Here is a 25,809-nt window from a genome sequence, read left to right on the forward strand (position 1 = left end):
ATGTCCTTTCTAGCTGACGCGCATCATTGTGCAGATCTTGTTGCCATCCGGATCGCGCAGATAAGCAAGGTGGAGCTTCTGGCCTGAACCTTCGCGAATACCTGGCGGGTCTTCAATGGCAGTACCGCCCGCTTCGAGGCCAGCCTTGTGCCAGGCTTCTGCCATCTCTTCGCTGTCTACGGCGAAGCCGATCGTGCCACCATTTGCATGACAGGCCGGCTCGCCATCAATCGGCTTGGTCACCAGAAACACGCCGCCATTGTGCAGATAGATGAGGCGCCCTTTCGGATCCATAATCCCCGGCTTACCGCCAAGCGCCGCAAAACAGGCGTCATAAAATTTGCGCGAACGTTCAATGTCGTTTGAACCGACCATGATGTGACTGAACATATATCTTTCCTCCCTGACAGTCCCGGACAACCTGCTACAGGATCTGGCTCTGCACCAGATGAGAAATGAACCAATTTCTTCCGACCAGCGTTCTTTTCTGCGAACCGCCTCAGGAGACCGGAATGTCGCTCATCAACAGCCGCAAGAAGAATACGCTTTTCTACATCATGCTCGTTCTGGGCGTCGCAATGATTGCCATCGGGCTCGCGCCGATCCCGAACATCATGTTTCCACCCGTGCTGACCGGCCTTGGCTTTCTCGCTCTGGCCTGGGGTCTGAAATAACGTTTGCATCTGCGGCGAGCCCTGCCCGCCGCAGACATGATCTGGCTAGTAAACGACGACGCTGCGAATGCTTTCGCCAGCGTGCATCAGATCAAAGCCTTTGTTGATGTCTTCCAGAGACAGCTTGTGCGTGATCATCGGATCGATCTCGATTTTGCCATCCATGTACCAGTCAACAATCTTCGGCACATCCGTGCGGCCTCTGGCACCACCGAAAGCTGAGCCTTTCCAGACGCGTCCCGTCACCAGCTGGAATGGGCGTGTCGAGATTTCCTTGCCGGCTTCTGCAACGCCAATGACAATGCTTTCACCCCAGCCGCGGTGCGCAGCCTCAAGCGCCTGACGCATCACATCCGTATTGCCCGTGCAATCGAAGGTGAAGTCACCGCCGCCGCCCGTGAGCGCGATCAGATGTTGCACGATGTCACCATCGATCTTCTTCGGGTTCACGAAATGGGTCATGCCGAACTTACGGCCCCACTCTTCCTTGCTGTCATTGATGTCGACACCAATGATCATGTTGGCGCCCACCATTTTCGCGCCCTGAATGACGTTCAGACCAATGCCGCCAAGCCCGAAGACGATGACGTTTGAACCAGGCGTCACTTTCGCTGTGTTGGTGACGGCGCCAACGCCGGTGGTTACGCCGCAACCGATATAGCAGGACGTGTCGAATGGCGCATCATCGCGGATTTTCGCGACAGCGATTTCCGGCATGACGGTGAAGTTCGAAAAGGTCGAACAGCCCATATAGTGATAAATGGTCTGACCTTTGTAAGAAAAGCGCGATGTGCCGTCCGGCATCAGACCCTGCCCCTGTGTCGAACGAATCGATGTGCAGAGGTTTGATTTCTGAGACAGACAGGTTTTGCACTCGCGGCATTCCGGCGTGTAGAGCGGAATGACGTGGTCATCTGGCTTCACGGAGGTAACGCCTGGACCGACTTCACGGACAATACCGGCGCCTTCGTGTCCCAGAATGCTCGGGAACAGGCCTTCGGAATCCAGGCCGTCGAGCGTGTAAGCGTCGGTATGACAAATGCCCGTCGCCATGATCTCGACCAGCACTTCGCCTTCTTTTGGGCCTTCCAGATCGAGTTCGACGATCTCGAGTGGCTTCTTGGCTTCAAATGCAACAGCTGCACGGGTTTTCATGAAGGTCTCCTTGTTTCGCTGGCGCGACTATAATTGTTTTCGAAATCAGACTAAACGATTTCATGAGAAACTGATTATTTTTGTAGAGCAATAATATGTCTGGGTATCCACTGCAAATCTGGGCCGGGATTGATGTCTTTCTGGCCGTTGCCGAGGCCGGGAGCTTTACACGCGCCGCCAATCAGCTCGGCGTGTCCGTCTCCTTTGTGAGCCGCCAGCTTTCCATGCTGGAAGAACATCTCGGTACGCGCTTGCTGAGCCGGACGACACGCAGGGTTGATCTGACCGAAGCCGGCGCCCGCTTTGAAACCAATTGCCGCAGACTGATTGCCGACCGGGACGAAGCATTGCGCGATGTCTCCACCGTGTCGGATGAACTACGCGGCCCGTTACGCATCACCTGTTCGATCGCGTTTGGAGAGCGCATGGTCGTGCCCGTACTGAACCGGTTCGTGAGTGAACATCCCGGCATTTCCGTCGATATCGACCTTAGCAATACGGTGGTCGATATCGTGGCGAATGGCTTCGACATTGCGATCCGGACCGGACACATCACCGACAACCGGCTCGCCAGCCATCACATCACCTCGCGAACGCTGCATATGTGCGCGTCCCCTGACTATCTCAGCCGACGCGGCGAACCAGAGGCTGTCGAAGATCTCGACAGACATGTCTGCTTGCTCGGCACATCAAGGGAATGGCAGCTGCGCGTTGCAAACCGTTCGGTGAGTTATCGTCCCCAAGGGCGCTGGCGCTGCAATAATGGGTTTGGCGTGCTGGATGCCGCCGAACGGGGACTCGGTATTTGCCAGCTGCCGGACTTTTATGTTCGTGACGCCCTGGCCGACGGACGCCTGGTTGAAGTTCTGCCGACCTGCAGACCGGATGCCCAGAAAGTCTGGGGCGTCTATGCGAACACCACGCGCAAGACCCGCATGATCAATATTCTGCTCGGTGAGCTGGAAGGGCACCTTGCCAGGCCGGAACTGATCTGAATGTTCAAGAGATGAATTGACACCGCGCAATCTATTACATAACTCGTTATATAACTTGTTATGGAGCTTTCGATGTCACAGGATATCCTGGCCGAGCGTGACTATCTGTTTCTGGGCAGCCGGATGAAGCGACTGGCCGAGCGGCTTCAGGCCGACGCAACACGCATCATCGCCGAGGAAAATCTGGGCCATTTGCAGTCAGTTCACATGCCGATTTTTGCTGCGCTCCACAATGATGGCGCACTGACAGTCACCCAGCTGATTGACAGGATTGGTTTTTCGCAGCCAGCCATCACGCGCGCGCTTTCCTCGATGTCAGAGCTGGGCTTTGTCGAGATGGCCCGTGATGCTGCAGATCGCCGCGTGAAAATTGTCTCGCTAACGGCATGCGGCAGAGCGATGGTCAATCAGTTGCTGATCTCTGTCTGGCCGCGCATTGAAGCCGCGGCAAAGGACCTCTGCCATGACACGCAGGGACATCTGCTCGAGCAAATGAGCCAGATGGAGGAAGAACTGGATCGCAAGCCTCTGCCGGAACGTGCACCAGCAAGGGACGATCTCGAAATCCTTCCTTTTTCAGATGAACTCGCTGGAGACTTTTACCGCATCAACGAAGAATGGGTCTCCTCCATGTTCACCATGGAAGCGAATGACTACGATATTCTGGAACACCCCCGCGAGCGAGTCGTCGATAATGATGGCGAGATCTGGTTTATCAAAGATCCAGAGCTGGGCGTGATCGGCACGGTCGCTCTGATCAAGATTTCTGATGGCGTATTTGAACTGACCAAAATGGGCGTGAGCGAAACCGCGCGCGGCAAGAAAGCGGGCGAGAAATTGCTTGCCTTTGTGCTTGGACGCGCCAGCACGCTCGGCATTCGCCAGCTATATCTTCTCACCAACTCAAAATGTGAAGCCGCGATACACCTCTATGAAAAACTCGGCTTTCAGCACGACGCCGAAATTCTCGCCAAATACTCAGCGCGATATGAGCGTTGCAATGTGGCGATGAGTTATCCTTTGCTGCCGGGCTGACGCGGAAGGACTGCCACCAGGGCGGCCGCAAGTGCGCTCTTCAGGACGCCACCAATCAGGAAAGGCAGAACGCCATTGGCAAGCGCGCTTTCAAGACCGATCTTCTGGCTAAGCCATAGCCCACCAAGCGACAGAATGATCACGTGCAGCAAAAGATAGACGCCAAAGCGTAGCACATCATAGCGAATGCCTGCTTTCGTGGTCACGAGACCTGCAAGACAAGCGGCAATCGGGAAACCAACCAGATATCCGCCGGTCGCCCCAAGAAAGGCAGAGACACCGCCCTTGCCATCGGACAATAACGGAAGTCCCAACAGAGCAAGGCCGAGCCATATCAGCACAATGGCGGTCCCAAGGCGTGCGCCGCAGACGGCCCCTGTCAGCAAAACAACCGCTGTCTGGGCCGTCACTGGCACCGGATACATGGGGACGGAGATATAAGAAGATGCCGTCAGAGCAACCACGCCAAGCGTCACAAAGAGAAACAGGCGCAACAGTGCAGAAGAACTCAGCTTGCTGAAAATCAAAATGCGCCTCCAACGCTGTCTAATCCGTCATGACCGGTTGGCAGCACACAGCGCCACCGTCAAGTGAACCGATCAGGCGGCGTTGGAAAGCTGCGTCTCGTCATCACCCGGTGTCTGAGGCGTCGCATTGGACGCATCTGCTGGCAGCATGCAGATCACCTTTGTGCCTTCGCCCGGCGTGGACTGCATCAGTACCTGACCATTGTGCAGCTCGACGAAAGACCGAACGAGCGCGAGGCCAAGGCCCGCACCTTTACGGTCCCCTGAGCTGAAACTGTCAAAGGCAGACGCCTGCTTGTCATAATCGATACCAGACCCGGTATCGGTCACGGACAGCCAGATCATGTCATCTTCGCGCATGGCTTCCACGGTGATCTTGCCACCGGATTCAGTAAAGCGCATGGCGTTGGACACGAGATTGAAGAGAATCTGACGCAGACGGCGCTCATCAGCGCGCAGCGTGCCAATATCGTTCTGTATTTCCGTACTCAGAACGATTTCCGTGTCTTCAACATTCGAGACAACCATGCCGATGCTGTCCTGGATAACCGATTTCAGGTCGACGTCAGAAATATCCAGATCGAGACGTCCGGCCTCAATCATCGCCAGATCGAGAATATCGTCGATCAGCTTGGAGAGCGTATCGGATGCTTCACTGATCGAACCGACAAAATTGGATTGTTGTTCGTTGAGCTCGCCCATCTGCCCGCTTTCGAGAAACTGTGTGTAGCCAACAATGGCATTCAAAGGATCCCGAAGCTGATAACTGACATTCCTTACAAATTCTGTACGAAGGCGGTCCGCTGTCTCAAAAGCTTCAGCGCGATCGCGAAGTGCCTCTTCAACGCGACGTGCAGCGGTCATGTCGACAAAGGCAATCAGCGTCGCACCATCTGGCAGAGGCTGGGTCAGATAGGTGACAACCGTCCCGTCTGAGCGATGCATTTCGCCGCTGGTTTCGCGGCGCGCTTCCGGACTTGGGTTTGTGACGTGACCTTTGATGTTGTTCCAGATCTGACCGTCATGGAACAGTTTTGTGCAAAGACCTGTCACATGGTCAAAATCGGTGTCACCGGCGAGCTGGCGCTCCTCCAGCTCCCAGAGACGCAGGAAGGATGCGTTGTAGAGACGCAAACGGCCATCACTGCCAAACACAGTGACGGCTTCATGCAGATTGTTCAGTGTCGCTGACTGCGTCTTGATCAGCTCGTTATAGCGGGTTTCCAGCTGAAGCTCGTCCGTCATGTCCTTGAACAGAATGAGCAGACCACCCAGCGGATGATGCTGACGCGTCACCTTCAGCGTGCGCTTGTCCGGCAGACGCCAGATGTCCTCAGCAACGCTCGTCTTCATATGATAATAGCCGAGCTCTTCAGCGCGCCATTCGCCGAAATTTGCACGTGCCGGCAGTTTGCGTTCCTGGCGCATCTCATCCAGCAGCTGACCATGATTGGGCCGCTCTAGCAGGAAGCTTTCCTTCAGCCCCCACATCTTGGAGAAAGCACGGTTGTGATACACGAGGCGGCGGTCCGCACCGAAAATGGCGACCCCCTCATCAATATAGTTCAGCGTCTCATCGTGAGCACGAACATGGCGTGACAGCTCTTCCTTGGCTTCGACCTCGTTTGATACGTCAAAGGCCATGGCACCGGCACCGCCGGAAAGCGGGAAGGTGAGCACGCGCATGGATTTGCGCTGGCCACCGACAGCGATCTGAAGGGTCTCGACAATCTCAGCGTTCTTATCAATCGTCTGACGCAGCTGGTCATTGACCTGCTGATCAAAATGCGACTGACGCTCGAGCGCCACGTCCAGAGACTTCACCTCAACGGCTTCGATATATGCCGTGTTTGCCCATTGCAGGCGACCGGAACCAGAAACGCGCCAGGATGGGAATGGCGCCTTGGCCAGCATGTCGAGAAAAGCGGTCGGATCACGCGCCACAATCTGGCGGGCTTCCTCAATGCGCCCGCGCGCAGAGCTTTCTTCAAGCCCTTTGATGGTGGCATCTGTCAGCCACATGACAGCGCGCGCACCAGCCGTGCGGCCATCTGCTTCCAGGAAGCGGCCGGATGGTCCGATAATCGTCAGGGAAAATGGCGCACCGTTGAGGCGCAGCTCATGCAGACGCTGACGCAGCGTCGTGTCTTTGCCCGCAGCATCGCGCGCTTCAAGATCCGCCAGACCTTCCACAATGCGAATCGCAGGATCCTGAGACAGGGAATCGTCGGTAAAGCGCAGCATGCCACCCAGCGCGACGGGCGAACCATAGACCTGAGGCTGACCGATTTCGTCACCTTCCAGTCCATCTTCTTCCCAAACAAGGATGACACCCGGGTGCGCACCGAATATGCTGTCCGCACGCGCCAGCTTCTCTTCCATCTGACCGGCGCGCTGACGATACCGATTGGCGGCACCACGATGACCGTCCGTGACACGCAAGGACCAGAGCATGGATGCAAGTGCTAGCGCAGAGGCGCCGACAGCGACCAGGATCGGGATTTGCTCTGTACCAAACGCCATTGTGCGCTCCAAACCGAATCGTCCGGGAAAGTTTACAAACTGCCCCACTGTGACGAAATGAAGCCTTTCAGTTAATGTGTCGTTAAAGAAGGTAAATAAGCCTAAACTTTCGCACTGCTTTCACAGGAAATTCTCCCTCCAATGACTGACTCACTCGATCCCGAAGACTGGCAGGGTTTTCGCAAACGTGCGCACGCCATGCTGGACGCTGCGCTGGATCGCATGGAAACCTATCGGGAAGGCCGCGTCTGGAATCCACCGGAAGACACGCTGAAAGTTTTTCATGCGCCAGACCAGAAAGCAAGCGGCGCTGAAGCGACCGATGCAGCATTGCAGGAATTGTTCAGCTATGGCGTCGGCAATACCCATCCGCGCTTCTTTGGCTGGGTACATGGCGCAGGCACACCTGCCAATCTGATGGCGGACATCACCGCGGCGACACTGAATGCCAATTGTGGCGGGCGGAACCATGCCGCGATCGAGCTTGAAAAGCGCCTGATCGACTGGTGCCTTGCGCAGTTCAATTTCCCAAAAAGCGGCAGCGGCCTCATCACAACCGGCACCAGCATGGCCACAGTCATTGCCCTGAAAGCCGCGCGCGACCATGCACTTGATTTCGAAAGCCGCAATCAGGGTCTGAAAGACCTGCCCAAACTGACGGGTTATACATCTGAAGGCGCACACAATTGCATTGCTCGCGCCTTTGACCTGTTGGGGCTTGGCAGCATAGCATTGCGCAAAGTGCCCATCGATCAGAATGGGCAGATGGACACGAATGCGCTCAGGGCAGCCATTCATGACGATCGAAAGGCCGGATACACGCCGTTTCTGATCTGCGCGACAGCAGGCACTGTCAATACGGGGTCGATTGATCCGCTCGATGAAGCCGGACAGATCGCGCGCGCTGAAGGCATCTGGTTCCATGTCGATGCCGCCTTTGCTGCTGCACTCCAGTTTTCCGATGCGCATCGAGGCAAACTGGCCGGCATCGAGAAAGCGCACTCGCTGGCCTTTGATTTTCATAAGTGGATGCAAGTCAATTATGATGCGGGCTGTGTGCTGATCCGAAATGGCGACTCGCATCGTCGAAGCTTTTCTGATCGTCCGGATTATCTCTCACCCATGACGCGCGGCCTCGCAGCAGGCAATCCATGGCCGGTCGAGTATGGTCCTGAACTGTCACGTGGCTTCCGCGCCCTGAAAGTGTGGGCACAATTGCACGAGTTCGGCACAGAGGAACTTGCCGCCGTCGTTGAACGCAATATCTCGCAGGCGGCATATCTCGCAGAGCGCGTCCGCAAGGCGCCAGAGCTGGAACTGCTTTCCTATGCCGGCCTCAACATTTGCTGTTTCCGCTTCGACGCGTCCGGAAAAACCGGCCAGGAAGCAGATGCGATGACCGAGGAGATCGTAACGCGCCTTCAGGAAGAAGGGACTGCCGCACCGTCTACGACCCGGATTGATGGCAAACTGGCCATTCGGGTGAACATCACCAACCATCGTACACAAATGTCTGACATTGACGTTCTGGTCGATGGAGTTCTGGAGATCGGGCGCGAATTACAAGGCTAAGGCGTCGAAACAAGCACCGGAACCCGGGGGCGTAGGCCGGCGTTTGAAAACGAACGGATTGGGAGGACACCATGAAAGCTGCTCTTACGACCATTTCAGCACTCGCGCTTGTCGGCGCGCTGCAGGCCTGCAGCCCGACAAAAACAGATATGTCGGATCAAGCGAAAAATGAGACGTCTGAACCTAACCCAGCCACCACTCCCACGACGCGCCCGCTGAGCCTTTCTGACGACAACGCAGTCCTTTACGATTGCGCAGGCAGTGAGGTCGCAACAGAGTATCGCAATGCCGAAGATGACATCCTCGTTGAGCTGGACGGCGTGGTCTATGCGTTGCCACCGGCCATCTCGGCGTCCGGTGCCCGCTATGAGGGCGCCACAGATCTCGGAACCCTGGAGTTCTGGGACAATGGTCAGGAAGCTCTTCTGACCATTGGAGAGGGCGAAACGATCAACTGCACCCGACTGGATAGCACCACAACCGGAAATGACATGTCGACCGAACTCACGGGCAAAACCTGGCTGGTAGAGGACCTCAACACGGCCGGCGTCATCGACATCGCTCAAACCACGCTCATCTTCTCACCGGATGGGCGCATCTCCGGCTCAACTGGATGCAACCAGTACACCGGCAGCTATGACATTGAGGGTGATGACATCATTTTCAGTCAGATCGCGACAACGCGAAAAGCCTGCCCGGAAGCCCTGATGAAACAGGAGCAGACCTTTCTGACGGTGATCGAGACGCCTTTGCGCCTCGAATTCAATGAGAATGGTGCGCTGCTTCTGAGTGGCCCAGACAGATCGCTTCGCGCTCTTCCGCTATAAGCAAGCGGGCGGAGCACGCGTCAGATTTATTTGTTTCACAAAAGTGTCATACTATGGACATGCGGGCTGATCATATTTATCTGCCCGTAGATGCAACACTTTTTCCGATCCGTCTCGGCTTCGTTGTTTGGCTTTTTCATCTGCATGCTGATGTTTGCAGAGCGGGCGGATGCACAGGCCACGTCGAGCGTCTCAGGACCAAACCTCACGGCGGATGACGACGCTGCAGAATACCGGATCGGCTTTGCTGAGGTATCGGGCCCGGAAGGCGGTTGGGCGATCGAACAACGCCTGTCTCTTCAGAACGCCATCTCAGACCGGTTTCGCATACGCGGAATCCTGCAACTGCGGAAAGCCCCAGGTGAAGGCACCGAATTTTCGCATGTTGAAGCTGACTTTCTCTGGCAACATCAAAAGAAGACAACGGCTGGCTATGCCAGTGCCATACGACTTGATGTGCGCGCAACGGAAGGCAACAGACCGAACCGTGTCGGTCTGAACTGGCTGAACCAGATTGATTTTGCAGAAGACTGGCGCGCGCGCGGCATGCTGAGCGTCGACCGAGAGTTTGGCCCAAATGCATCTGATGGCGCCATTCTGGAAGCGCGGGCGAATATTTCCCGCAAGATCGGTGATCGCCAGCGGATCAGCCTCGATAGCTATCACAAATTCGGCAACACCGATGGCGGTCTGGGCAGTTTTGATGATCAGGAACACCTGATCGGTCCAACGCTTTCACATAGCCTGACGGACGACTGGGATCTGACCGTTGGAGCGCTGGCTGGCATCTCAGAATCCGCACCGGACACTGTGCTGCAATTCCGTCTGGCCCGCAGCCTCAACTAGCTCAGAGGCACGGACACTCCAGCTCATATGCGCGCGAGTAGAGCCCTTCACTGCGTCCCCGGTCGTTTGCGGGCGTAATGGTCATAGGGATTGCCGGGGTAATCCGTCCTCAACCCACCGACCTCTTCTGCCGTCGCGTTCGACAGGTCACAATTGTTGACCTTTTTGTAGAAATCAAAGCTCCGACATTCGATTTCTGTCGCTTCCAGACAGGCTTTCATGCAGCCCTTCAATGAACCTGGGGTCATGAAAATATCATTATAGCCGCTGATCGCGGCATCCGGCACTTTCTCGAAATGACGCGCCACCTGCCAGAAGGGCAGCCAGAACGCCAGAAACCAGATCAGTCCAGCGGCCAGCGCGATAACAGCGCCACCGGCAACCAACTGAAGCCAGAGGCGGCGCAGAACCAATGCCGCACGATAGAAGAAACCGGTTTCTTCCAATGGCGGCGCATCAACCGTCACATGACCGACAAACTGGACTCCAACATTCGGAAGGGTCCGGATCAGTCGCTGCTCCTGACCATTGTCACCAATCGCAGAACGCGCCGCCCGTAAGCGACTGGCAAGAGAAGCATCCGATACGATGCGACCGTTCCAGATCTCCTGATTAATCTCGTCTTTGGTGACGACACGGTCTGCATTCTGGACAAGCAGGGCGAGCAGTCGGATGACCTGCGGTTCGAGCCGAATGCTTTCTCCCTGCCGGAACAGCTGCAAACGAGTCGCATTCAGCGCGAAATCCTCAAAATGATAGATTGTCTGTTTCGCCATCTACGCCCGTCCACCCGAACTTCGGATTAACCTGAATTAAAATGGCGAACAAGAAGCATGCTGGAAGCCGAACTGCTATTTCGGTGCAATGGTCTGTTTCTCATCAGATAAATGCGCAGTTTCAGGCCCCTTCATGCCGTCTTCATATATCTTCATTCGGAGGTATCGCGCAGTTGTGCAGTGGTTCTCGGGTGTGTTGGGGGGACGCACGTAGAGGACCGCCTCAGACATGCCGCCCCCAGCGGATGCGAAGATGACTGAGGAAACCCAATGCGACTTTTCAGGACCAAGCGATCGAGACTAATCGGCCTGTTGCTCAGCTCCCTTGCCGGAGCGGCACTGACTGGAGCGGCCAACGCCCAGACGGAATACTTCACCTCAACGCCCAACGCCGCCATTTCAGGTCACAACAATAAGAGCCTGGAAGACGTGTCTGCGCTGGAGTGCATGCGAGCCTGCATCAATGAACGCGGCTTCAAATGCGTGTCGTTCGATTACAACAAGAACGAAATGAAATGCGATCTGTCAGACAAACGCGCGACGGATGTTGGCGGCCTTAAAACCGACTATCCCGGCAACCCTTATGATCACTACGCACTGAAAGACATCATTGAACAACAGACATCGACGCCGCGTGGTGACAGCAATTTGCCGCCATCGCTGGGCTGGTCAACACCGACCCCGAACATTGTGGCATCCGTGTCTGCCATCTCAGGTCCGGAATCAGCCGTGATCAACACAAGTCTTCGGGGCTTTGTTGATAAGTATGGCGAGGGCGTTCACATCGGAGACCATGTTCAGGGCATGACCATGACGGCATCTGGCCGGATCGTCCTGTCGATCTCACGCCAACTGACCGGCCTGAACGGCTGTGGCGGCGTGCTGGCATATTCAAACGTGTACAATCCAGCGACCGACAATGACCTGACCTGGACGTTCTATTGCAGCGGTCTCGATGCGCACCCAAGCGCCCTTCAGGCATCTGGTGACGTGGTCGCCGTTGGCTCCTCGCCAGGCATCAGCTTCTTCCATCTACCTCCACGCGGAGAGATCACCCGGCTCTCCCATCTGGATCTAGATGGGGCATCCACATCAATCGGCTTCACCTACAATCCAGCCGATCGACGTTATTACACCATCAATGCCGCCGGAAGCACGACGCCCGTCGCACGACCGGCCACGGTGTGCCGCTCACTCCCGAATGTGTCTCTGTTTGACAGCAGCACACAGATCGATGCGGGCGGATGCCGCTCCATGACGATCTATGCTTCTGGCCAGGGCACAAACCTGATCGCGCAATCCAACGGTTCGCTCTATGTCGTTTCGGCCTTCAGCACGGATGATTTCTGGCCCGACGAGGATCGCACATCGAGCGAAATCGAGAAGGCTGCGAACTATTCAGTTACCTGTGCGGATGATGGTTTTATCTCCCTCTTCAAGAGCGGCGAAAGAACCCCGTATGAAGATGTTGTTGTCCTAACGAAGGTCGACTTTGACGCCGGTCGGGCCACGGTGATCAAAAACGTGGACGCCGGACGGACCCAATCCGTTCAGACCTGTGTGCATGATCGCCCGGCGTTTCGTTTCGGTGGAGGTGTGGTAACCCTGAAAAATCAGGAAACCTATGCATTCTGGTCAGGCCGCTTCCTGACACCTTTGCCGGTGGCAAGACTTTTTGAAGACCAGAAAGTCGGTCTGAACAACGACTCCTTCGAGTTTGCGATCCAGCGTCTTCCAGCAACCAGCTCACCAGAGCGTAACTATTCGGTTGGAATCGATTGTCAGGTGGATGACATCAGCAATGAAGGCACAAGCGGAACAATCACAGCAACCTTCTATGACAAGACCGGCATGCAGATTGGAACGGGCTCTGTCAGCGACATTGCCGACGGTTTGCTTGGCTGCGCGCGCGTTCGCGATATCGAAATTGCCGCCAAGACTCGCGGCGATGCCGAGACCGTCAAAATCAGCACCAATTCCAGTGACGCGTTCATGGTCGACCAGATCAAGCTATACCGGGAAGGTGAGCTTGTTCGGACCTATGGCGCCAATAATGACAAGGGATGGTGCCTCTCGACCGAAGCATCCGATGGGAATGTAAACTGGAAATATGCCGCTGATGGTGTTTGCGTCGACTGGCATATGTGGAGCTATTCCGGCCAGTCCATCCCAAATTTGCCCTATGACCTGGCCAAAGCGAGACTTGGCACGACAAACACGCCCAGCGTCCGCTATCGTTTCGACATTCAGTGCGACATCACAGGTGTTGAAAACGAAGGCACCACCTCAAAACTCACGGCGATCATGTATGATGCAAATGGCCGCGAGATCGGACGTGGGTCGCACCAGAAAGATACGAATAACTTTGTCGGAAACTGCACCGACATCGATTTCGAGGTCATCACGACCGGCAAAGCCAGCAAATATCGCATTATGACCGACGGCAGTGACGCCGCCCTGCTCGACCAGATTTATCTTTATGAGAATGGCAAGGAAGTCGATGTCGAAGGAGTGAAGAACAAATCCGGCTGGTGCCTGTCGACCGAGGAATCTGATGCTCATGGCAACTGGCAGGGCTTCACGCATCTCGACACATGTCGCCCGTACTGGGACTTCGATCTCTGAGGCATTCGGTTCCCCAATCCGATGCTCAAAAAAGAAGAGCGCCGTTTCGCAACGGCGCTCTTTGCTTGTCTGGCCGAGGCCGGAAACCTTAGTAGCGGTAGTGCTCTGGCTTGAATGGGCCTTCCGGTGACACACCGATATAAGCGGCCTGAACCGGGTCGAGCTTTGTCAGTTCCACGCCCAGCTTGTCGAGGTGGAGCGCAGCCACTTTCTCGTCGAGCTCTTTCGGGAGAACATACACTTCGTTCTTGTACTGCTCGCCCTTGGTGAACAGCTCGATCTGAGCCAGCGTCTGGTTGGTGAAAGATGCGGACATCACGAAAGACGGGTGACCGGTTGCGTTACCAAGATTCACAAGACGACCTTCTGAGAGAAGGATGATACGCTTGCCATCCGGGAACTCGATCATGTCGACCTGAGGCTTGATGTTTGTCCATTTGTAGTTTCGCAGCGCTTCGACCTGAATTTCATTGTCGAAGTGACCGATGTTACAAACGATCGCCATGTCTTTCATCTGACGCATATGGTCGATCTTGATGATGTCGCGATTGCCGGTGCAGGTAACGAAAATGTCCGCACGTGGCAGGGCGTTTTCAAGCGTCTTGACTTCAAAGCCATCCATAGCGGCCTGCAAAGCGCAGATCGGATCGGCTTCAGACACGATCACGCGCGCGCCAGAACCTGAAAGAGATGCCGCAGAGCCTTTGCCCACATCACCATAACCGGCAACGAACGCGACCTTACCAGCCATCATGACGTCTGTACCGCGACGGATCGCATCAACGAGCGATTCCTTACAGCCATATTTGTTGTCGAATTTCGACTTGGTGACGGAGTCGTTCACATTGATAGCAGGGAAAGGCAGCTGGCCTTTCTTCATCAGCTGATAGAGACGATTCACGCCTGTCGTTGTTTCTTCCGTCACACCCTGAATGGCGTCACGCTGCTTGGTAAAGAAGCCAGGGCTGGCGGCCATGCGCTTCTTGATCTGCGCGAACAACACTTCTTCTTCTTCAGAGCCCGGGTTGGACAAAACGTCTTCGCCAGCTTCTGCGCGCGCGCCCAGCAAAATGTACATGGTCGCGTCGCCGCCATCATCGAGGATCATGTTGGCTTGCTGATCATTTGGCCACAGGAAGATGCGGTCCGCGAAATCCCAGTATTCTTCGAGAGTCTCACCCTTGTGAGCAAAAACCGGGGTCCCATTGTCAGCAATCGCAGCCGCAGCATGATCCTGTGTGGAATAGATATTACAGCTCGCCCAGCGCACTTCCGCACCCAGTGCTTCGAGCGTCTGGATCAGCACAGCTGTCTGAATGGTCATGTGAAGCGAACCAGCAATGCGTGCGCCTTTCAGCGGCTGGCTGGCACCAAATTCTTCGCGTGCGGCCATCAGGCCGGGCATTTCGGTTTCAGCGATTTCGATTTCCTTGCGGCCGTAATCGGCAAGCGAAATATCGCGAACAGCGTAATCTTGTGACATGGGAAGTCCCTTTAAATCTCATCGGGCGACATTGGCGCCGCTTATAGCCCAATCTTGTTTCGCATTAAACCATATAAAGATAAGTTTATATCTGATCTGCAGCTTACAAATCACCAAGCTGCCATCTTCTGTTTCCCCTGCGGCGATTTCCTGTCTAAACTCTTCGGCAGAATACAAAGGATGTTTCGATGATCAGATCGCATTCCGCAAAATTGTCCGGCCTCATTGCTGCCGCCAGCCTGCTCGCTGCGCCCATTTTGCACGCGAGCGCACAAGAGCGACTGCCATTTCGCGGAAATGGTCCGGAAGGCGAACATTTCGCCGGGGCCCGTTATGTGAAGCCGGGCGCTTTGCTGTTGGCGAGCTTTGACGCAGATCACGATCTGGAAATTACGCCGACCGAAATCGAAACAGGCGCGCGAATTGCCTTCGCCGTCGCTGACGAAGATGGCAATGGATATCTGACGCCGATTGAACAGCGCAACTGGGCTGCCCGTCTGACCAGCCATGATGACATTCTTGGCAATCCAAGCCTGTTTGCACCGGTGACACCCGGCATGGTGCTGGAGGACGAATTTGTTCGCGGACTGGAAATCTTCGCTCAACGCTTCGAAAATTCCGAAGGCGCGATCCTGTTCTCAGCCCTGACCTTTGAGCCGGATCAGGGACGCCGCGATGATAACCGTCCAGATGATGATCTCGAACGTCTGCGACGCCCGACCATCACGGAGCGACCGCAAAGCACGCCTTATCGCTGAGTCTAAAGGAAACCAGGCCAGCTACTCGTCTTCACCGAACCGGTCGACGACGAGTGCTTCCAGAGCCGAAACCGCATCGCTTTCATCGGTCCCGTTTGCTGAGATTTCAATCGTGCTGCCTTTGCTGGCCGCAAGCGTGAGCAGCTCCATGATCGACTTGCCATCGGCCTCAATGCCTTCACGGCTTACAAGCACGGCACTGTCATATTGTTGAGCCAGTCGGGAAAACGCGGCCGATGCTCTGGCATGCAGTCCGCGTTGATTGACGATTTCTACTCTACTCGAACACGCCATCGGATCGTCAGGACTTCACCAGAAGCTTCGAGGCGATCGAAATATATTTGCGCCCGGCTTCCTGAGCCGCCTCTGCCGCTTCGGCAAGCGTTGAGGACTCACGCACCTCTGATAATTTGATCAGCATGGGCAGGTTCACACCTGCGATCACCTCGATCTTGCCCTGCCCCATCACCGAAATCGCCAGATTGGAAGGCGTACCGCCAAACATGTCTGTCAGAATGATGACACCATCGCCATCATCACAGCCCTGTGCGGTTTCGAGGATCTGAGTACGGCGGGCATCCATGTCATCGTCCGGCTCGATCGATATGGAACGAAAACGACGTTGTTCGCCAACGACATGCTCTGTCGCTGCGACGAGTTCTCGCGCCAACTTGCCGTGACTGACAACGACAACACCAATCATCCGGTACCTCATTAAATTTTGCCCACGCAAAGAGTGGGGCGAAGGGTCCGGCTTTGGCAAGTGCTTTTCGCAACTGCGTGACAGTTTTGTGCGCGATTGTGACTTCCTTACCGATCCAGAAGGATGGCCGGCAAGGTCACCGTAAAGCGCGCGCCATGCACGTTTCCAGAGGCATCTGCGCGATTTGAGGCGACAACAGTGCCGCGATGTCCCTCAATAATCTGACGAACGATCGAAAGTCCCAAACCTGAATTCCGGCCAAATTTCGCACCTGCAGGACGATCCGTGTAGAAACGTTCAAAAACCTTCTCAAGCTTGTCATCCGGGATACCGGGACCTTCATCTTCGACGACAGTTTCCACAAATAACCTGTCCTGATTCAGGAACATGCGCGTGGAAATCATCACCTTGCCGTCTGGCGGGCTGAACGAACGCGCGTTTTCGATCAGATTGCGGAAGACCTGCCCAAGCGGCCCTTCCCGGCCCATCACATAGAATGCCCGCAAATCTTCATCCCGGCGGAACTGAACATGTGGCTCGCCTTCATCGCGAATGGCGTCATAGGTATCGGCCAGTTCCGAGAGCAGGTGCTCCAGATCCACTTTTTCAGTCGGCGAACGGGCGATCTGCGCTTCCAGGCGCGATGCGTTGGAAATGTCGGTGATCAGACGATCCAGGCGGCGCACATCTGATGCAATCACCTTGCGAAGCCGCTCTTTTGCGGATGGATCTTCGACACGCTCCAGTGTCTCGACCGCACTTCGAATGGAAGTAAGCGGGTTTTTCAGCTCATGCGCCACATCTGCAGCGAAAGCTTCGTTCGCAACAATTCGGTCAAAAAGAGCTTCGGTCATGGCCTCAAGCGAACCGGCAAGGTCGCCGATTTCATCCTGACGACGAGACAGTTCCGGCAGCTCAAGTCGCTCGGCGGCGCCGTCACGAATCCGGTCTGCTGCGCCTGCGAGCTTTCTCAATGGTCGCGCGACCATCCATGTCATGAAGCCTGCCGATATCAGCGACATAGCAATCGCAACGCCGATAAAGGGCAAGAGTGCGCTACGCTCGCGGCGGACAATCTCCGTCACATCGCTTGCTTCCAGCGTCAGGACCCCCACAACAGCCTGAACACGCTGAACTGGCACAGACACACTGACAATACGCTGACCATCTTCCGTCACACGCTCACCGGCAACGGCCTGACCTCGCAGGGCCCGGCGAAGTTCTTCTTCATAGGAAAGCTCCTGAACGAAGGAGCGACGCGCTTTCGCCTGCAGACCGCGTGCGATCCAATCGAAAAAGTCTGAAATACCGGTCGCCACATCCTCAAGCGGCCCCGGGTTCTGCAAACCCGGCAGAGCGCCCTGATCGACACGATCAGACAGAAGCGCGTAATCACCCACCAGCGTACCGTCTTCATCGTAAAGACGCGCGCTGACAGATGGTGCGAGATCCAGTCGTTTCAGAATCCGGCGCGCTTGCGGATTCAGCATTTGCGGTTCTGGCTCACCGACCGTTGCGCCTTCGGCCAGAACCGAGACGATCAGATCGCCTTGCGTGTTGAGGCTATCAATCCGCGCTCGCACGAGACCGACGCGCATCTCGTTCAGGATGAGCGCGCCAATCACCAGAATCAAAAGACCCGCCAGGTTGGAGATGAAGATCAACCTGGCGATTCTGGAATTGGAAAAGGATCGTTTTTTCGGCGAGCTTGCCAGACCTAGGATTCCTTGTATCGGTATCCGACACCATAGAGCGTTTCGATGGCATCAAACTCATCATCAACTTCACGGAATTTCTTGCGCAGACGCTTAATGTGACTGTCGATTGTCCGATCGTCTACATAGATCTGATCGTCATAGGCAGCGTCCATCAACTGGTCGCGGTTTTTGACAAAGCCCGGTCGTTGCGCCAGCGCCAGAAGGATCAGAAACTCGGTCACCGTCAGACGCACGGGTTCACCTTCCCATGAACAGACATGACGGTTCGGATCAAGCACAAGGCGGCCACGCACAATCGGCTTCTGATCGCCTTCAACTTCGACCGGGCCGCGGGAACGACGCAGCACCGCCTTGACGCGCTCGGAGAGAAGACGGTTCGAGCATGGTTTGCGAACAAAATCATCGGCACCGATATTAAAGCCGATCACCTCGTCAATTTCCTCATCCTTGGATGTTAAGAAAATGACCGGAATATCCGATGTCTGACGCAGGCGACGCAGCACCTCCATACCGTCCATCTTCGGCATTTTGACGTCTAGAATCACCAGGTCAGGCGGGGTCTCTGTCAGCGCTGAAAGCGCCGATTGTCCGTCGTGATAGGTACGGATCTTATACCCTTCCGCTTCGAAGAAAAGTTTCAGTGATTCAACGATGTTCTCGTCATCATCAACCAATGCAAGCGTAGCCATCCCAGCTCCCCTTTGATGCCGAATTGAAGCGTGAAGTTCACACACAACAACAGTCTTACGAAATTCTAACCCGGAAACAACAAGGTTCAAATCAGGCTTTCATGCGACCTTAAACGGGTTTCACTAAGGTCATTCTCAAAAAAAGGGACCTGAATGGCCGTCCGGGAAACACATTTCGAGCTTTTTCTGCGCAGAACGCCAAGGGCTTCATGGGTTTTGGCAGATGCCTACCCAAGTCGACAACAGGCGGTCGACAAGGCGCGAACGCTGCTGAAGGAGTTTCCGAATGGTGGCGTTCGTGTCACCAAGGAAGAGCGAAATCCAAAGACCGGACAATATCAGTCTATTACCGTCACGTCTGTCGGCAATTGCGAAGAACCCCGCAATCGCGGCAAGGGTGACTTCAATATGCGCAGCACGTCATCCTGCGTGTCCCCGAAAGACCTGTTTTCGGCGCCTGCCCGCAAAACATACCAGGAAGTGCTTCCGAACTTCCTCCAGAAATTTCGCGTGCTTCCCGGAGAACTTGTCTATCGTACCGACCTGCTCGAACGGCTTGAGGCCAGTGGGACGGAAGTGACCCAGGCCATCCAACGCGTTGCCATCGCCCGCGCTGGCGGCAGCAATGAACTGCATGCCGTGGCACGCCAGCTCCATGAAATGGTGCATCAGGCCATCAATATCGCCTTCAAGGACAAAAAGAATGGCGAGCATCTGACCTTTGAGCGCTCGCTCCCCGAAGTCGTCGCAATTGCCCGCAAGAAGAAAGATCCAACCACTGCCTTCTCTTCGGCGATCTCGCATCGTCTGATGAAGGAAACCAGCTGGCCGAGCAAGCTATCAGCCCTGCTGGCACTATGGCGTGAAGTTGAGACACTCTCGAAAGAAGACCAGCATTTCTGCAACGGCATTCTGTCGGACTATTTCACCGAATGGCTCGACACACCGAGTGCTGTGGAATCCATGCTGGGCGATTCTGACTCCCCGGCAGATACGCTCAACCGGCTGATCGCCACGATGGAACCGCGTCCGCCGAAAAATCCGCATGACGACCCGCTGATCGGTTTTGAATCCGCACAGATTCTGGCCGAGGCGATCTCAATTGGTGTTCTTCCGACCGCCCGGCATCGCATCATCACCCGCGTTTTCGAAGAGCTGTCGTCCAACAAGCGATTGTATGAAAACGATCTGCTGGCAGAATTCGAAACGCTGAAAAAGTTCGGTGACCGGATCGTTCTCATCCTGAATGGTGAGCGCCGCGGCGAAATGTATGAAGCATTTTCGAACCGCTCGAAATTTCTGATGACAACAGATGTCGTCGAAACCTACCTCGCAGAGTTCGATATTCTCGACCGTCCATGGCGCCTGCTTCAATTGTCCAAATATCTGGTCGGAGCCGACTCCAGAGCCAAAATGACCGCATTGTTTCGCGGTTACGTGTCTCATAATCAGTATGAAGTGGCAGTCCTTGGTACCAAAAAGCCGCTGGTGACTCTATCTGCGCTCAGAACGACACAGTCTTTGCTTTTGGCCTCAGACCTGCCGGAGCAGGACCGACTGCATGGCGCGCAGGATATTGACCAGCTGGGTGTCCGCCTGATGGGCCAATGCCATCTGATGAAAGTCATGACGCGAAAGGCGAGAACGCCGGAACATGCCGCGCTCGGCCTGTTCAAACTCGCCTGTGAAGCCCTGCCAATGGGCCAGTGCGTGCGCCTGGCGTCGAATGCCGCGACGCAGATCCTGAAAACAGATGAGTCCCGGATGGCCCTGGAGGGCAATCCGGAACTCAAGGCAACACTCAGAAATCTATCTCAAACAGCGATAGCTTCGGGTGAAATCCGCTCTAGTACGCAGAGCCGTCGTATCGCCTAATAGCCTTTGCCTTTATAGGCACCGCTTCCGCAGCCAGCCGGACCGCAGCCTGACTTACCTGGGTGAGGATTGCGGGTTTTCGGGTTTGGATAACGTGGTTTCGGGTGCGGATGCTTGCCGCCCTTCCAGCCACCTTTCTTCCATTTGCGCTCAAAGGTGAAGCGAGACGCGTAAGACGACATAACACCAGAATAGCGTGAGCCGCCTTCAATCACGGTGCCACCACCGCCATAGAACTCACCATAAACCCCTTTGCCGACGCCGCCATTGAGTGCGTAAACCGTTCCATCTGTCAGACGGACGGATACAGGTGCCGGCGCCGCCGCGCATGGTGTGTACTGAACCGCCTGAACGCACGGATTGACCGGCGCGCAGCAGGATTGGATCGGACGCACATACGTGTTCGTTGTATAGCGGTAAGTACGTGTGACAGGCGCTGGCGCAGGCGGAGCAACTGGCGCGGCCTGAACGCAGCAAGGCGAGCCAACCTGCGTGTAAAACGATCCAGCGCCGTAAGAGGTCGATACCGGCAAGCGATCAGCAATCGCGTTCAGCCCCTGCGCGCGCAGCGCATCCGGCAGACCCGGGATCTCTTCGCAAGGTACTTCCTCACCATGCCAGAGGCAGACAACCGCATCACCATCAATCATATCCGGCCGTGCGACCTGAATATTCTGATTGACCGGACCGCGGGTCATTTCACCCTGCACCGGTGCCGGCTGGTAAACTGTGCCAGATTGATAGCCATAGCCTGGCTGACCAGCGCTGGCAGGAAAGATAAATGTCGTCACAGCCATGAGAGCGGCCGTGATATTGTTCAATTTTGGCATAGCCTCAGCTCCCTGTTGACCCGAAAAGGTCTTCTCAGGGGCTTATCTGCAATGCGCGGGCCAAACCGGAGTCCAGCAACGAAACAGATCAGAAATCGTAGGTGATGCCCTTGCGCTCCCAATCACCATGGCGAGTCGGTTCCTGACCACGCGGGCCATTGAGCTCTTTCGGCATGCTGTCGGCTTCGGCGAGCTGCGCCTTACGACGCTCCTCGGCTTCCTGCAGAGCGCGCAGAGCGTCAGCCGGAATCTCTTTGTCTTTCGCAGCATTCTCGGGGAGATCACGTTCGTCCATGATCGGCATTCCTCACAACTAATCGCCCGCTTCTACACAAAAATTTTCGTCTGCGCACCCACACATCAGACTTTGTTAACGGTTACCGGACCAAATTTAAACAGTTTCATCAATCGGCTTAACGCCTTGATAAGAAGGATGTTGGTGTGCCGCTTCTTTTGGTCAATGTATTCCTGATTGCTTTGTTTGCAGCTTGCGGCTTTGCATTCGGCGCTCCGCTCATCGGGGTCATGGTTGGACTGACACTCTGTCTCGCGACACTGCTCTGGTACAAATCTGCAACCGGCATGGTTCTGAAGACGCTTCAGGCGCCGCGCCTGACCGAAGAAACCGCCCGCGACCCGATCCAGCTCATGTTCCTTGGTGATGCGCAGCAGATGCGCGATCTGGCGGGCCTCTCGCACACGCAAATCCATATCGTCGAAACCCATTTGCCGCTTGCCTTCTCGATGGGCACGCGCAAGGGACCGAGCAAAATCGTCATTTCCAATGGTCTTCTGAAAACGCTGACGCGTGCAGAAATCGCCGCCGTGATTGGCCATGAGCTTGGGCATTTGCGCGCGGGTGATGCCATGTTGAACGCCATGCGTATGACCCTGTCTCAATTCGTCACCAAAACAGGATTGCGACCAGTCTTTTCTGCCTTTCGCCGTGTTCTTCCCGGCTCCACCCTTCTGGCAGGCGTGTTGATGAAGCCGGAATGCCGGGCGGATGCCTATTCCGCTGCACTCTGTCAGGACCCGAAAATTCTGGCTTCTGCCTTGAAGAAACTGGAACGCGGCGTCCGCGCTGTTCAGTGGTCAGCTCTTGAAGAATTACCGTTCCTGGCTGAAGTAGCGGTTGTGAACCCGTTTCTGGCGAAGGAAAGCTATGACCGCCCCGAAAAATCAGAGACTGCGCACCGTCTCGCAGAACTCTACCGTCTTGAACCTGAAGAACGCGCAGCCTGATCTGCGCAAGCACGCAGGACAAGTCCATTGAGCACACAGAACACCAGAAGTGCCGCTGTATCTCTTCTGATACGCGTGCTCGATCACCGTCAGACTCTCGACGAAGCGCTCTCCCAGGATGAGCGCTTCAATGCGCTGGAAGGATCAGACCGCGGCTTTGCCCGCGCGATTGCCTCCGCAGCCATCCGTCAGCTCGGCCAGATCCACACCGTTCTGGCACGGCACGTCAAGGGACGCCCCTATCCACAATTGGACAGTGAAGTCCGTCACGTCCTCTGTGTCGGGGCTGCACAAATCTGCTGTCTGAAAACACCCCTGCATGCTGCTGTTTCGGAAACGGTCGACTGCGCACGGGATTTCGATGGCGCGCGCCGCGCGGGCGGCCTGATCAATGCCGTCCTTCGCAAACTTGGGCCTGACAGCCTCGATGATCTGCAAATGCCCACGATCTCCGTCTGGCCGCGCAAGTTTCAGCAATTGCTGATCGACGAGATCGGTGCAGAGACCGCGGGACGCCTCGCAACGGCGCAGCTCGAAGCCCCGCCACTCGACCTTACAGCAAAGGCAGAGCGCAACACCTGGGCAGAAGAGCTCGGCGGAGAACCGTTAGGCCCGCACTCTATTCGCCTGTCCGGCGGCAATGTCGAAGAAATGCAGGGCTATGACGAAGGCGCCTGGTGGGTACAGGACGTCGCCGCGACGCTGCCGGTCGCACTCCTCGCGACCGCTGAAAAGGGACGCGCGCTGGATATGTGCGCAGCGCCCGGCGGGAAAACCCTGCAATTGGCCGCGCTTGGCTTTGATGTAACCGCGATTGACCGATCCGCTAAACGCCTGCGCCTTGTTGAGCAGAATTTGCAACGCACGCGAATGAAAGCCGAATGCATTGCGGCCGATGCTACCAAATGGACCAACGAAACGCCGTTTGACGCTGTCCTTGTCGATGCGCCGTGTTCCTCGCTTGGCACGCTGCGCCGCCACCCGGAAAGCCCATGGATCAAATCGCCTGACGATCTGGCGCGCTTCCCGGATATCCAGTTCCGCCTCCTCCAGCATGCTGCCAGTCTGACAGCGGACAATGGCCAGCTGGTCTATTGTGTCTGTACGCCTCTTGGACGGGAGAGCCTGGATATCGTCAGCAAATTCCTGGCCGAAAACCCTGACTGGCAACGCAAGCCGGTAGCAGCTGATGAAGTCCCCGGCTTTAAAAAGAGCATCACCGAGCATGGCGATGTTCTCACGCTTCCGCCCTGGGAGACACATAACGGCGGCTGCGACGCATTTTTCATGGCCCGACTCGTTAAAAAATCCGGCTAAGCATCATATATTTGAAAAATATCGAAGCGACGTCATGAAAGCGCCGCTTACGGTTCATACTGTATTCATATTGAAAAACGGAAAATCTGTTTATTCAATCTGACGGAGCTGATGATGGCTATTTCAAATCGATTTCACTTTAAAGCCTTCGGCACAGCTGCAGCGGCAGGTCTTCTGATTGCTGTATCTGGATGCGCATCCTCTTATGGCGCAGGCGAAGTTTACGGCGCGGGTGTCGGCGAAGCTGCAACCGTTCGCGAAGGTACAGTTGTTGCCGTTCGCCAGGTTCAGATCAAACCTGACCAGAACTATCTCGGCGCTGGCGTTGGCGCTGTGCTTGGTGGCCTTGCCGGTTCACAGCTCGGCGGTGGTGATACAGCGCGCACAGCAGGCGGTGTCGCAGGTGCTGTTGCCGGTGGCGTTATCGGTAACGAAGTCAGCAAAGCTGGCAACACACGTCCTGGCTATGCTTACACAATCGATTTCGGCAATGGACAGCTGAAAGAGATCGTTCAGGGCGCTGACGTCTATATCGAGCCAGGTCGCCGCGTATTTGTAAGCTTTGGTTCGGATCGCGTCCGCGTAACACCGGCTTACTAATTTCCCGATTTATCGGACAATCAGCGCGTCCTTTGCCTTGTCGCATAGGACGCGCACTGATATTTAGCGGGGCATGAGCAACGTACTTATTTCCCCGTCGATTCTGTCAGCTGACTTCGCCAAACTCGGTGAAGAGGTTCGCGCCATCGATGAAGCTGGCGCTGACATGATCCATGTTGACGTCATGGACGGCCATTTTGTGCCGAACATCACCATTGGCGCGCCGATTGTGAAGGCGTTGCGTCCACATTCGAAAAAGACTTTCGACGTCCACCTGATGATCGCACCGGTCGATGCTTTCATTGCCGATTTTGCTGAGGCCGGAGCCGATATTCTCACCGTGCATCCGGAAGCGGGACCGCACCTGCACCGCACGCTGCAATCCATTCGCTCGCATGGCATGAAGCCGGGCGTCGCGATGAACCCAGCAACCCCTGTAGAGGTGCTGGATTATGTAATGGATGACATCGACATGATCCTCGTCATGTCCGTCAATCCTGGCTTTGGCGGTCAAAGCTTCATCGACAGCCAGCTCCGCAAGATCGAAGCTCTGCGTAAGAAAATCGATGCAACAGGCCGCGATATCATCCTCGAAGTGGATGGCGGGGTAAAACCGGACAATTCCCAGGCTGTGATTTCTGCGGGCGCGAGCGCACTTGTTGCCGGTTCAGCGGTTTTCAAAGGCGGCCCGGACCAATATGCTCACAATATCGCAGCTCTGAGGCCCGGGACATAACGCTTGCACAGTGATGAAGCCGCAGAACGAGATCTGGAAAACTGGCAAACGTTTCGCGGCCGGCTGGGCGATGATGCGCGTGCGACAGCTGTCTATCGGCTAAAGCTTGCAGGCCCGACGCCTGACAAGCTGGCCATGTATCCCAAAAATCTGCGCACAGGGAATGCAGCATCAGGCGAAGCGATGTTGCGCGGCGTGTGGAATCTCGGCCGGGAGGATTTCTCCCTGCCAGAGGACTACGCCCCCTGGGACCGCGCAGTCCCGTCCCGACACTATGCTGACCGGCTGCACCGTTTTCAC

General features: G+C 55.7%; 25 protein-coding genes. 13 read left to right on the top strand and 12 right to left on the bottom strand.

Annotation, left to right across the window (positions count from 1 at the left end):
• Window positions 1-9: 9 nt before the first annotated feature.
• Window positions 10-390 (bottom strand): VOC family protein, encoded by a 381-nt coding sequence (locus ACFQDM_RS05840; protein WP_377376712.1) that lies wholly within the window; start codon window positions 388-390, stop codon window positions 10-12.
• Between the two features lie 122 nt (window positions 391-512).
• Here ACFQDM_RS05840 and ACFQDM_RS05845 point away from each other — a divergent pair, with 122 nt between their 5' ends.
• Window positions 513-674, top strand: a complete 162-nt coding sequence (locus tag ACFQDM_RS05845) for a hypothetical protein (protein ID WP_377376715.1) — start codon at window positions 513-515, stop codon at window positions 672-674.
• A 45-nt stretch (window positions 675-719) separates the two neighbouring features.
• Here ACFQDM_RS05845 and ACFQDM_RS05850 read toward each other — a convergent pair whose 3' ends face one another.
• The gene (locus tag ACFQDM_RS05850; RefSeq protein WP_377376717.1) at window positions 720-1,829 is read right to left on the bottom strand and encodes an S-(hydroxymethyl)glutathione dehydrogenase/class III alcohol dehydrogenase; all 1,110 of its coding nucleotides are present in this window, start codon (window positions 1,827-1,829) and stop codon (window positions 720-722) included.
• A gap of 95 nt (window positions 1,830-1,924) precedes the next feature.
• Between ACFQDM_RS05850 and ACFQDM_RS05855 the strand changes: the two genes are divergently transcribed.
• Together ACFQDM_RS05855 and ACFQDM_RS05860 are read left to right on the top strand one after the other, a co-directional pair.
• Window positions 1,925-2,824 carry a LysR substrate-binding domain-containing protein gene (locus ACFQDM_RS05855; protein ID WP_377376720.1) on the top strand — a complete coding sequence of 300 codons (900 nt, stop codon included), beginning with the start codon at window positions 1,925-1,927 and terminating at the stop codon, window positions 2,822-2,824.
• A gap of 72 nt (window positions 2,825-2,896) precedes the next feature.
• Complete coding sequence (locus ACFQDM_RS05860) at window positions 2,897-3,859, top strand: bifunctional helix-turn-helix transcriptional regulator/GNAT family N-acetyltransferase (protein ID WP_377376722.1); 963 nt, start codon at window positions 2,897-2,899, stop codon at window positions 3,857-3,859.
• Here the strand turns inward: ACFQDM_RS05860 and ACFQDM_RS05865 are convergent.
• Both ACFQDM_RS05865 and ACFQDM_RS05870 read right to left on the bottom strand, forming a co-directional pair.
• Entirely contained in the window at window positions 3,838-4,386 is a 549-nt protein-coding gene (locus ACFQDM_RS05865) for a biotin transporter BioY (RefSeq protein WP_377376724.1), read from the bottom strand. The genes ACFQDM_RS05860 and ACFQDM_RS05865 overlap by 22 nt on opposite strands.
• A gap of 72 nt (window positions 4,387-4,458) precedes the next feature.
• The gene (locus ACFQDM_RS05870) at window positions 4,459-6,909 is read right to left on the bottom strand and encodes a sensor histidine kinase (protein WP_377376726.1); all 2,451 of its coding nucleotides are present in this window, start codon (window positions 6,907-6,909) and stop codon (window positions 4,459-4,461) included.
• A gap of 141 nt (window positions 6,910-7,050) precedes the next feature.
• On the opposite strand from ACFQDM_RS05870, the gene ACFQDM_RS05875 reads away from it, so the two are divergent.
• From ACFQDM_RS05875 to ACFQDM_RS05885, 3 genes are all read left to right on the top strand, one after another.
• Complete coding sequence (locus ACFQDM_RS05875) at window positions 7,051-8,481, top strand: pyridoxal phosphate-dependent decarboxylase family protein (protein ID WP_377376729.1); 1,431 nt, start codon at window positions 7,051-7,053, stop codon at window positions 8,479-8,481.
• A 71-nt stretch (window positions 8,482-8,552) separates the two neighbouring features.
• Entirely contained in the window at window positions 8,553-9,308 is a 756-nt protein-coding gene (locus ACFQDM_RS05880; protein WP_377376732.1) for an META domain-containing protein, read from the top strand.
• Window positions 9,309-9,398: 90 nt separating this feature from the next.
• The gene (locus ACFQDM_RS05885) at window positions 9,399-10,154 is read left to right on the top strand and encodes a transporter (protein ID WP_377376735.1); all 756 of its coding nucleotides are present in this window, start codon (window positions 9,399-9,401) and stop codon (window positions 10,152-10,154) included.
• A gap of 47 nt (window positions 10,155-10,201) precedes the next feature.
• Here ACFQDM_RS05885 and ACFQDM_RS05890 read toward each other — a convergent pair whose 3' ends face one another.
• The gene (locus ACFQDM_RS05890; RefSeq protein ID WP_377376737.1) at window positions 10,202-10,930 is read right to left on the bottom strand and encodes a winged helix-turn-helix domain-containing protein; all 729 of its coding nucleotides are present in this window, start codon (window positions 10,928-10,930) and stop codon (window positions 10,202-10,204) included.
• A gap of 270 nt (window positions 10,931-11,200) precedes the next feature.
• On the opposite strand from ACFQDM_RS05890, the gene ACFQDM_RS05895 reads away from it, so the two are divergent.
• Window positions 11,201-13,555: a PAN/Apple domain-containing protein gene (locus ACFQDM_RS05895; protein ID WP_377376739.1), complete on the top strand. Its 2,355-nt coding sequence runs from the start codon at window positions 11,201-11,203 to the stop codon at window positions 13,553-13,555.
• An 88-nt stretch (window positions 13,556-13,643) separates the two neighbouring features.
• Here the strand turns inward: ACFQDM_RS05895 and ahcY are convergent, their stop codons facing one another.
• The gene (gene ahcY, locus ACFQDM_RS05900) at window positions 13,644-15,038 is read right to left on the bottom strand and encodes an adenosylhomocysteinase (RefSeq protein WP_377376742.1); all 1,395 of its coding nucleotides are present in this window, start codon (window positions 15,036-15,038) and stop codon (window positions 13,644-13,646) included.
• A gap of 188 nt (window positions 15,039-15,226) precedes the next feature.
• Between ahcY and ACFQDM_RS05905 the strand changes: the two genes are divergently transcribed.
• Window positions 15,227-15,796, top strand: coding sequence for a hypothetical protein (locus tag ACFQDM_RS05905; protein WP_377376744.1), 570 nt, complete (start codon window positions 15,227-15,229; stop codon window positions 15,794-15,796).
• A gap of 21 nt (window positions 15,797-15,817) precedes the next feature.
• Here ACFQDM_RS05905 and ACFQDM_RS05910 read toward each other — a convergent pair whose 3' ends face one another.
• The 4 genes from ACFQDM_RS05910 to ACFQDM_RS05925 form a co-directional block, all read right to left on the bottom strand.
• Window positions 15,818-16,090 (bottom strand): HPr family phosphocarrier protein, encoded by a 273-nt coding sequence (locus tag ACFQDM_RS05910; RefSeq protein WP_377376746.1) that lies wholly within the window; start codon window positions 16,088-16,090, stop codon window positions 15,818-15,820.
• A 7-nt stretch (window positions 16,091-16,097) separates the two neighbouring features.
• Window positions 16,098-16,499 carry a PTS sugar transporter subunit IIA gene (locus tag ACFQDM_RS05915; protein ID WP_377376749.1) on the bottom strand — a complete coding sequence of 134 codons (402 nt, stop codon included), beginning with the start codon at window positions 16,497-16,499 and terminating at the stop codon, window positions 16,098-16,100.
• 107 nt (window positions 16,500-16,606) lie between these two features.
• Entirely contained in the window at window positions 16,607-18,238 is a 1,632-nt protein-coding gene (locus ACFQDM_RS05920) for a stimulus-sensing domain-containing protein (protein ID WP_377377108.1), read from the bottom strand.
• Window positions 18,217-18,906 carry a response regulator transcription factor gene (locus ACFQDM_RS05925; RefSeq protein ID WP_377376752.1) on the bottom strand — a complete coding sequence of 230 codons (690 nt, stop codon included), beginning with the start codon at window positions 18,904-18,906 and terminating at the stop codon, window positions 18,217-18,219. Before ACFQDM_RS05925 ends, ACFQDM_RS05920 begins: the two co-directional genes overlap by 22 nt.
• A gap of 153 nt (window positions 18,907-19,059) precedes the next feature.
• On the opposite strand from ACFQDM_RS05925, the gene ACFQDM_RS05930 reads away from it, so the two are divergent.
• Complete coding sequence (locus ACFQDM_RS05930) at window positions 19,060-20,781, top strand: hypothetical protein (protein ID WP_377376754.1); 1,722 nt, start codon at window positions 19,060-19,062, stop codon at window positions 20,779-20,781.
• Here ACFQDM_RS05930 and ACFQDM_RS05935 read toward each other — a convergent pair.
• The gene (locus ACFQDM_RS05935; RefSeq protein ID WP_377376757.1) at window positions 20,778-21,611 is read right to left on the bottom strand and encodes a hypothetical protein; all 834 of its coding nucleotides are present in this window, start codon (window positions 21,609-21,611) and stop codon (window positions 20,778-20,780) included. The two genes, ACFQDM_RS05930 and ACFQDM_RS05935, sit on opposite strands and share 4 nt — an antisense overlap.
• 88 nt (window positions 21,612-21,699) lie before the next feature.
• A complete protein-coding gene (locus tag ACFQDM_RS05940) occupies window positions 21,700-21,906 on the bottom strand; it encodes a DUF1674 domain-containing protein (RefSeq protein ID WP_377376760.1) in 207 nt (68 codons plus the stop codon).
• Between the two features lie 146 nt (window positions 21,907-22,052).
• Here ACFQDM_RS05940 and ACFQDM_RS05945 point away from each other — a divergent pair, with 146 nt between their 5' ends.
• From ACFQDM_RS05945 to rpe, 4 genes are all read left to right on the top strand, one after another.
• Window positions 22,053-22,856, top strand: a complete 804-nt coding sequence (locus tag ACFQDM_RS05945; RefSeq protein WP_377376761.1) for a M48 family metalloprotease — start codon at window positions 22,053-22,055, stop codon at window positions 22,854-22,856.
• Between the two features lie 27 nt (window positions 22,857-22,883).
• Window positions 22,884-24,173: an RsmB/NOP family class I SAM-dependent RNA methyltransferase gene (locus tag ACFQDM_RS05950; RefSeq protein ID WP_377376764.1), complete on the top strand. Its 1,290-nt coding sequence runs from the start codon at window positions 22,884-22,886 to the stop codon at window positions 24,171-24,173.
• Between the two features lie 111 nt (window positions 24,174-24,284).
• Entirely contained in the window at window positions 24,285-24,773 is a 489-nt protein-coding gene (locus tag ACFQDM_RS05955) for an outer membrane lipoprotein (RefSeq protein WP_377376767.1), read from the top strand.
• A gap of 73 nt (window positions 24,774-24,846) precedes the next feature.
• Window positions 24,847-25,509 carry a ribulose-phosphate 3-epimerase gene (rpe, locus tag ACFQDM_RS05960; protein WP_377376770.1) on the top strand — a complete coding sequence of 221 codons (663 nt, stop codon included), beginning with the start codon at window positions 24,847-24,849 and terminating at the stop codon, window positions 25,507-25,509.
• Window positions 25,510-25,809: the final 300 nt, after the last annotated feature.

The organism is Ponticaulis profundi (assembly GCF_042659465.1).
Lineage (GTDB): Bacteria > Pseudomonadota > Alphaproteobacteria > Caulobacterales > Hyphomonadaceae > Ponticaulis > Ponticaulis profundi.

Coding starts and splice junctions, on each gene's coding strand:
- ACFQDM_RS05925 (WP_377376752.1), bottom strand. CDS start 18,906: ATGGCTACGCTTGCATTGGTTGATGATGACGAGAACATCGTTGAATCA.
- ACFQDM_RS05930 (WP_377376754.1), top strand. CDS start 19,060: ATGGCCGTCCGGGAAACACATTTCGAGCTTTTTCTGCGCAGAACGCCA.
- ACFQDM_RS05910 (WP_377376746.1), bottom strand. CDS start 16,090: ATGGCGTGTTCGAGTAGAGTAGAAATCGTCAATCAACGCGGACTGCAT.
- ACFQDM_RS05895 (WP_377376739.1), top strand. CDS start 11,201: ATGCGACTTTTCAGGACCAAGCGATCGAGACTAATCGGCCTGTTGCTC.
- ACFQDM_RS05955 (WP_377376767.1), top strand. CDS start 24,285: ATGATGGCTATTTCAAATCGATTTCACTTTAAAGCCTTCGGCACAGCT.
- ACFQDM_RS05880 (WP_377376732.1), top strand. CDS start 8,553: ATGAAAGCTGCTCTTACGACCATTTCAGCACTCGCGCTTGTCGGCGCG.
- rpe (WP_377376770.1), top strand. CDS start 24,847: ATGAGCAACGTACTTATTTCCCCGTCGATTCTGTCAGCTGACTTCGCC.
- ACFQDM_RS05935 (WP_377376757.1), bottom strand. CDS start 21,611: ATGCCAAAATTGAACAATATCACGGCCGCTCTCATGGCTGTGACGACA.
- ACFQDM_RS05890 (WP_377376737.1), bottom strand. CDS start 10,930: ATGGCGAAACAGACAATCTATCATTTTGAGGATTTCGCGCTGAATGCG.
- ACFQDM_RS05855 (WP_377376720.1), top strand. CDS start 1,925: ATGTCTGGGTATCCACTGCAAATCTGGGCCGGGATTGATGTCTTTCTG.
- ACFQDM_RS05905 (WP_377376744.1), top strand. CDS start 15,227: ATGATCAGATCGCATTCCGCAAAATTGTCCGGCCTCATTGCTGCCGCC.
- ACFQDM_RS05915 (WP_377376749.1), bottom strand. CDS start 16,499: ATGATTGGTGTTGTCGTTGTCAGTCACGGCAAGTTGGCGCGAGAACTC.
- ACFQDM_RS05885 (WP_377376735.1), top strand. CDS start 9,399: ATGCAACACTTTTTCCGATCCGTCTCGGCTTCGTTGTTTGGCTTTTTC.
- ACFQDM_RS05870 (WP_377376726.1), bottom strand. CDS start 6,909: ATGGCGTTTGGTACAGAGCAAATCCCGATCCTGGTCGCTGTCGGCGCC.
- ACFQDM_RS05860 (WP_377376722.1), top strand. CDS start 2,897: ATGTCACAGGATATCCTGGCCGAGCGTGACTATCTGTTTCTGGGCAGC.
- ACFQDM_RS05940 (WP_377376760.1), bottom strand. CDS start 21,906: ATGGACGAACGTGATCTCCCCGAGAATGCTGCGAAAGACAAAGAGATT.
- ACFQDM_RS05840 (WP_377376712.1), bottom strand. CDS start 390: ATGTTCAGTCACATCATGGTCGGTTCAAACGACATTGAACGTTCGCGC.
- ACFQDM_RS05875 (WP_377376729.1), top strand. CDS start 7,051: ATGACTGACTCACTCGATCCCGAAGACTGGCAGGGTTTTCGCAAACGT.
- ahcY (WP_377376742.1), bottom strand. CDS start 15,038: ATGTCACAAGATTACGCTGTTCGCGATATTTCGCTTGCCGATTACGGC.
- ACFQDM_RS05845 (WP_377376715.1), top strand. CDS start 513: ATGTCGCTCATCAACAGCCGCAAGAAGAATACGCTTTTCTACATCATG.
- ACFQDM_RS05850 (WP_377376717.1), bottom strand. CDS start 1,829: ATGAAAACCCGTGCAGCTGTTGCATTTGAAGCCAAGAAGCCACTCGAG.